This is a genomic window from Staphylococcus sp. HMSC067F07 (genome assembly GCF_001837405.1).
GTDB classification, from domain to species: Bacteria; Bacillota; Bacilli; order Staphylococcales; family Staphylococcaceae; genus Staphylococcus; species Staphylococcus capitis.
This window is the reverse complement of the sequence record NZ_KV832228.1, coordinates 1-6,097: the sequence shown is the minus strand read 5'-3', so window position 1 is coordinate 6,097 and position 6,097 is coordinate 1. Positions and strand designations below refer to the sequence as shown.

The following is a 6,097-nucleotide window of genomic DNA, read 5'->3' as shown; positions in this document are numbered from 1 at the left end:
TAATTATTGTTGGTGGCGGCATTGCAAATGCTGAAGACCCTGTAGAAGCTGCTAAACAATGTCGTGATATTGTAGATGCCCATACAAATGCATAATCAGTTACAATTAATATTAAATAAGATTAAACTAAATAGATAAAAATGCACATGTAGTTGGTGAAAAAATTAGAAAACATTTTATGTTTAAACTTCCTTTTTCTAGTGTATATAGTACTTAGGTTTTAAAATATAATTGAAAGATAGGTTGTATTATGACTAAAAAAGTAGCAATCATTTTAGCAGATGAATTTGAAGATATAGAATTAACCAGTCCAAAAGAAGCATTAGAAAATGCTGGATTCGAGACTGAAGTTATTGGAGATACAGCAAAACATGAACTTGTTGGTAAGCATGGGGAGAAAGTAACTGTAGATGTTAGCATTGCAGATGCGAAACCAGAAAATTATGATGCATTATTAATTCCTGGCGGATTCTCACCCGATCATTTACGTGGTGATGAAGAAGGTCGCTATGGTACATTTACTAAGTATTTTACTCAAAATGATGTACCTACATTTGCGATTTGTCATGGTCCACTTTTACTAGTTGATACTGATGATTTAAAGGGCCGCACAATAACTGGAGTTATCAATGTACGTAAAGATTTATCTAATGCTGGTGCACACGTTGTTGATGAATCAGTTGTAATAGATAACAATATTGTAACGAGTCGTGTCCCAGATGACTTAGATGATTTCAATAGAGAAATTATTAAAAAATTAAAAGCATAATTTTATAATATCAATCAGTATTTATTATCTAAGAGACTAACAGCAAAGTTTATAACTTTGCTGTTAGTCTCTTATTGTTAGGTTTTTATAAAAATAAAATGAACTTAACTTCATTAAGATAACTTATAATCTACGATAAAATATTAGATATTCTACATACTGTTTTTGTAATGTAACCTATTTCGAAATTCTACTAATCTTTTAACTTCATCTATACTATTAATTATTGAAAATTACAATGGAGGGCAATTTAATTTATGAATGATATTACCATTATAGGAGCTTCACAAAATAATTTAAAAAATATAGATATAACTATACCTAAACATTTGATTACAGTATTTACAGGACGTTCTGGTTCAGGTAAGTCATCACTGGTATTCAGAACAGTAGCTGCTGAATCTGAACAACTTTTAAATGAAAGTTATTCTAGCTATATTCAATTTCATTTAAATCAGCAACCTAAACCAAAAGTAAAAGAAATTAAAAATCTTCCAGTAGCAATGACGATTAGTCAAAAAAGATTTAATGGTAATTCTCGATCTACTGTAGGTACAGTATCTGATATATACGCCTCTGTTAGATTGTTATGGTCAAGGATAGGTGAACCTTTTGTCGGTTATTCAGATGCCTTTTCATTTAACAGTCCCAATGGTATGTGTGAAACATGTGAAGGATTAGGTTACATTGAAGACATTAATTTAAATGAGCTCTTAGATTGGAACAAATCTTTAAATGAAGGTGCTATTAATTTTCCATCTTTTGGACCTGATAAAGAAAGAGGGAAAGCTTATCGTGATAGTGGTCTGTTTGATAATGATAAAAAATTAAAAGCATATACAAAAGAAGAATTAGATTTGTTTTTGTATCAGGAGCCAATAAAATTAAAAAAACCACCTGAAGAATGGCGGAAATCAGCAAAATATGTGGGACTTATACCTAGGTTTAGAAGAATATTCTTGGGAGATAAAGAATTTAACAAAAAACGTTATGCTAAACATCTTAAAAATGTTGTGGAAAATAAAATTTGTCCAACTTGTAGCGGTCAACGTTTAAATTCGAAAATTTTGAGTTGTAAAATTATGGGGAAAAATATTTCAGATTTCACACAAATGACTGTAAAAGAAAATTTAGCATTTCTTAATAAATTAAATAATTCAACAGCCCAGTTTATTATTGAACCACTCCGAAAACAATTAGAAGCACTTGATTATATAGGATTAAGTTATTTAACTCTTGACCGTGTAACCACTTCTTTATCAGGTGGAGAAGCACAACGGCTTAAATTAATACGACATTTAAATAGTTCGCTATCTGATTTGGTTTATATCATTGATGAACCAAGTGTTGGTTTACATCCAGAGGATATTGCAAAAATAAATGAAATTTTGAAATCTTTAAAACATAAAGGTAATACAGTATTAATTGTAGAACATGATCCTGATGTAATTAAAGAAGCAGATTATATTATTGATATGGGGCCAAGTTCAGGGGCGCAAGGTGGAGAGATAACGTTTAAGGGAACATACAAAGAATTATTGTCTTCAGATACATCTACTGGGGAAGCACTACGTATCAAACATCACTTAAAAAATGAGATACGTGAAGCAAAGAGTTTTTATCATCTTGGACCAGTGACCCAAAACAATTTGAATAATGTGACAGTTGATATACCCAAGCATGTTTTGACAGTATTAACTGGAGTAGCAGGTTCGGGGAAAAGTTCACTTGTTAAGGCAGGTTTTGCAAAAAATGATAATGCAGTATTTATGGATCAAAAAGCGATACAAGGTTCCAATCGGTCTAATTTACTAACTTATTTAGGTGTTTTTGATAGAGTCAGAAATTTTTTCAGCAAAGAAACTGGATTAAATAAATCTATGTTTAGTTATAATTCGAAAGGAGCTTGTGCCAATTGTGGTGGTAAAGGTTATATTGAAACAGAACTTGCATTTATGGGTGAATTTTCACAAACATGTGAAGTGTGTCACGGTAAACGTTATAAGCCAGAAGTGTTGAATGCAACTATAGATGGCTATTCTATTGCTGATTTCCTTGAATTGACTGTTGACGAAGGTATAAGATTTTTTGATAAAGAAAATGAAATTCAGTCTAAGTTACAAGCTATAAGTAAAACTGGATTAAATTACGTAACCCTTGGCCAACCTCTATCTACATTATCAGGTGGTGAAATTCAACGCGTTAAATTAGGCCAATATTTAAATGATGATGTTACAGATAGTATTTTTATATTTGATGAACCTACGACAGGTTTACATGAAGCTGATATTCCTATATTGATAAACTGTTTTAATGACCTTATTGAACAAAATAACACTGTTATTTTAATTGAACATAATTTATCAATTATGTGTGATGCTGATTGGATTATAGATGTAGGACCAGGACCTGGTCTAGATGGGGGTAAAATACAATTTAGTGGCTATCCTATAAACTTTGTTAAAGAGAATAAAACATTAACATCTAAGCATTTGAAACTTTATATAGCAAATGATTAAAATTGTTTCATATTTTCATATAGCATTGGTTAGATTGAGAAATTTTGTAACTTAGCGATTCTGAAAATTATCACATGAAATTAATAAAGAAGTCTATATACTGGTTATAATCTGTATATAGACTTCTTTATATATTTATTATTATGGTTTTAGAATTACTTTAATATTATTATCTTTTTTCTGATCGAAAATATCATACGCTTGTTTTGCATCTTCTAAAGGCATTGTATGAGTTATAATTTCTGTTGGATCAAAAACCTCATTTTTAATCATTTCATATAATTTTGGCATTTGATGAATAACTGGCGCTTGTCCACTTTTTACTTGGACATCTCTATTGAAAATTAAATCTATTGGAAAATTGTCTGCAGGTGTACCGTAAATACCAGTTAATTGAATCGTTCCAAATTTTCTTACTGATTCAGCTGCTGTAATAATGGGACTAATATTACCTCGTTGCGCTGAATTTGAACTTATCTCTAAATCATCTTGAGCAACTTGGCCATCCATTCCAACACAATCTATAACGACATCTGCACCACCGCGTGTGCTTTCATGAAGTAATTTTCCTATATTATCTTCTTTAGAAAAATTATATACTTCAGCGCCATTGGATTTTTTGGCATGGTTTAATCTATGTTCTACATTGTCAATGGCAATAACACGTTCAGCGCCTTTTAATTTAGCAAATTTTTGTGCCATTAAACCGATTGGGCCACAACCGAGAACAATAACGGTATCTCCAGATTTTACGCCTGCATGTTCAACACTCCAATAAGCTGTTGGGACCACATCAGATAAAAATAATACTTGTTCGTCTTTCAAATCACTATCTGGAACTTTGAAAGAGGAGAAATCGGCAAATGGGACTCTCAAATACTCTGCTTGACCTCCCCAGTGGTTTCCGTGCATGCCACCAAAACCGAAGAGTCCACCATTATTCATTTTCCAACTTGCCGGTGATGGATTAGAATTATCACACTGAGACTCCATTTCATTATTACAATAGAAACAATCGCCACAACCTATGTTAAAAGGTATAACTACTCTATCTCCCTTTTTTAAGGTTTTAACCTCTTTTCCTACTTCTTCTACAATTCCCATTGGCTCATGTCCAATAACAAAATCAGGATCCATAAATAAATCACCTTGATGGTAAAGATGTAAATCAGAACCACATATACCTGAAGCTGTTATTTTTATAATTGCATCCGTTGATTCTTCTATTATTGGATCATGTACTTCACGCACTTCCATATTTTTATGACCTTGATAAGTAACTGCTTTCATTTGTACCATCCTCCTCTAAAGATTTTACCCTTGATATTATAATGTAAACTCAGAGTAATAAATTGATTTATTACTCTTTTCAGAAAATTGTTAGTTCATATGTAGCAAAATGCCAAACATCGTATTTATTTAGCCAAAATTAATTAAAAAGTAATTATAGATAAGTTTAATACATGTAAGCAATATACTAGAATAAAATTAAAGATTTACCTAAAAGTAACTATACAGTTTTGACCCGTTTATAAGTAATTGCTGATTTTAAAGAAGAATTTGTGTGTTTTCTTAAACCGAAATAAAAATCTGAAAAGCGAAGGATTTTAATGTTTATTGCTTTTAAAAGCTGATAATTTAAATGCACATTATGTTATTGCTACTTTTTGGGAAATCAAGCTACTTACAAACTATGGCAAGATTCTCGAGAATATAAAGTATCTCATAAGAAAAGAGGGATAAAAAATGTATAGATCAAGATATTTTCGTTAACGAGCATGTTTTGAAATGATTAAGACACTCTTTTTAAAGAAGTATCTTTTTTATACTACTTTATAGCTTAAAAATTTTGAAAAATTTGTTTAATTTTCATACTTACTTTTTTTCGGTGTAGTTAAAGCTACGACAGCTATAATAATAAATAGTCCGCCTACTAGTTGATAGTATCCAAAGGACTCATTTAACCAAGTAATTGAAATGATGGCCAAACCGTCCTCCTTGGCTTTGCAGTAATATCCATAGAACAAATAAAAGCAGCAGTTAAACTGCTTGAAAAAGCATGGTTTGACAAAAATACAAGTAATCATTATAAAGATTAACTTAAAGCGAAGTATAATTATACTTCGCCTTTTTTAATATAGAATCTAATGACCCTATATACACTATTAATATCAGAAAAATATTTTGTGTGTTTAGAGCTTACTTATGTGTCTTTGAGTCGTTCTCTATTTATATCGATCTACTAGTCAATATAAAAACATATCAATATCTGAAAGAGATTATATAAAGTTCGGTTCAATTTTTCTTCTTTTAAAAAACTAACTAATTTTCATTATTAATTAATTTCAAATATTCATCTCCCCATTCACAAATACCATAGACCACATTGTCGAGAGACAAACCAACACTAGTTAATCGATATTCAACTTTTGGAGGGACTACTGGATATATAGTTCTTTTTATTATCATATCCTTTTCAAGCTCCCTTAATTGTCTAATTAACATTCTTTGATTAATATCTGGTAATTTTTTTTCTAATTCACTCAACCTAAGTACTTCTGATTGTAATAAATGATAAATAATAGGGATTTTCCACCTACCACCAATTACTGATAAAGCTAAATCTTTAGAAGTGTAAAATAATTTATTATTATATTCTATTAACAATTTCTTCTCCTCAGTGACATATTTGTCAGTATTGTATTTCCGAAGTTATTATACCATAATGAATATATAATAGATAGGAGGTAATAACATATGGAATTACAATTAGCGATTGATTTATTAAATAAAGAGGATGCTGCAGAAT

The 6,097-nt window shown here is 30.4% G+C and carries 4 protein-coding genes and 2 pseudogenes; 3 read left to right on the top strand and 3 right to left on the bottom strand.

Annotated elements, in window-relative coordinates:
* The 3 genes and pseudogenes from HMPREF2706_RS12335 to HMPREF2706_RS02725 all read left to right on the top strand — a co-directional run.
* Positions 1-95: pseudogene (locus tag HMPREF2706_RS12335) on the top strand (3-hexulose-6-phosphate synthase); the annotation flags it as partial.
* A 155-nt stretch (positions 96-250) separates the two neighbouring features.
* Positions 251-769, top strand: coding sequence for a type 1 glutamine amidotransferase domain-containing protein (locus HMPREF2706_RS02730; protein WP_017723732.1), 519 nt, complete (start codon positions 251-253; stop codon positions 767-769).
* 257 nt (positions 770-1,026) lie between these two features.
* Positions 1,027-3,288 carry an ATP-binding cassette domain-containing protein gene (locus HMPREF2706_RS02725; protein WP_070862176.1) on the top strand — a complete coding sequence of 754 codons (2,262 nt, stop codon included), beginning with the start codon at positions 1,027-1,029 and terminating at the stop codon, positions 3,286-3,288.
* 141 nt (positions 3,289-3,429) lie between these two features.
* On the opposite strand, the gene HMPREF2706_RS02720 is transcribed toward HMPREF2706_RS02725, so the two are convergent.
* The 3 genes and pseudogenes from HMPREF2706_RS02720 to HMPREF2706_RS02715 all read right to left on the bottom strand — a co-directional run bounded on the left by HMPREF2706_RS02720 (position 3,430) and on the right by HMPREF2706_RS02715 (position 5,955).
* Positions 3,430-4,578, bottom strand: coding sequence for an alcohol dehydrogenase catalytic domain-containing protein (locus tag HMPREF2706_RS02720; protein WP_011303359.1), 1,149 nt, complete (start codon positions 4,576-4,578; stop codon positions 3,430-3,432).
* Positions 4,579-5,150: 572 nt separating this feature from the next.
* Positions 5,151-5,273 (bottom strand): annotated as a pseudogene (locus tag HMPREF2706_RS12030) (EamA family transporter); the annotation flags it as partial.
* Between the two features lie 337 nt (positions 5,274-5,610).
* The gene (locus tag HMPREF2706_RS02715) at positions 5,611-5,955 is read right to left on the bottom strand and encodes a winged helix-turn-helix transcriptional regulator (RefSeq protein WP_002508649.1); all 345 of its coding nucleotides are present in this window, start codon (positions 5,953-5,955) and stop codon (positions 5,611-5,613) included.
* Positions 5,956-6,097 lie beyond the last annotated feature (142 nt).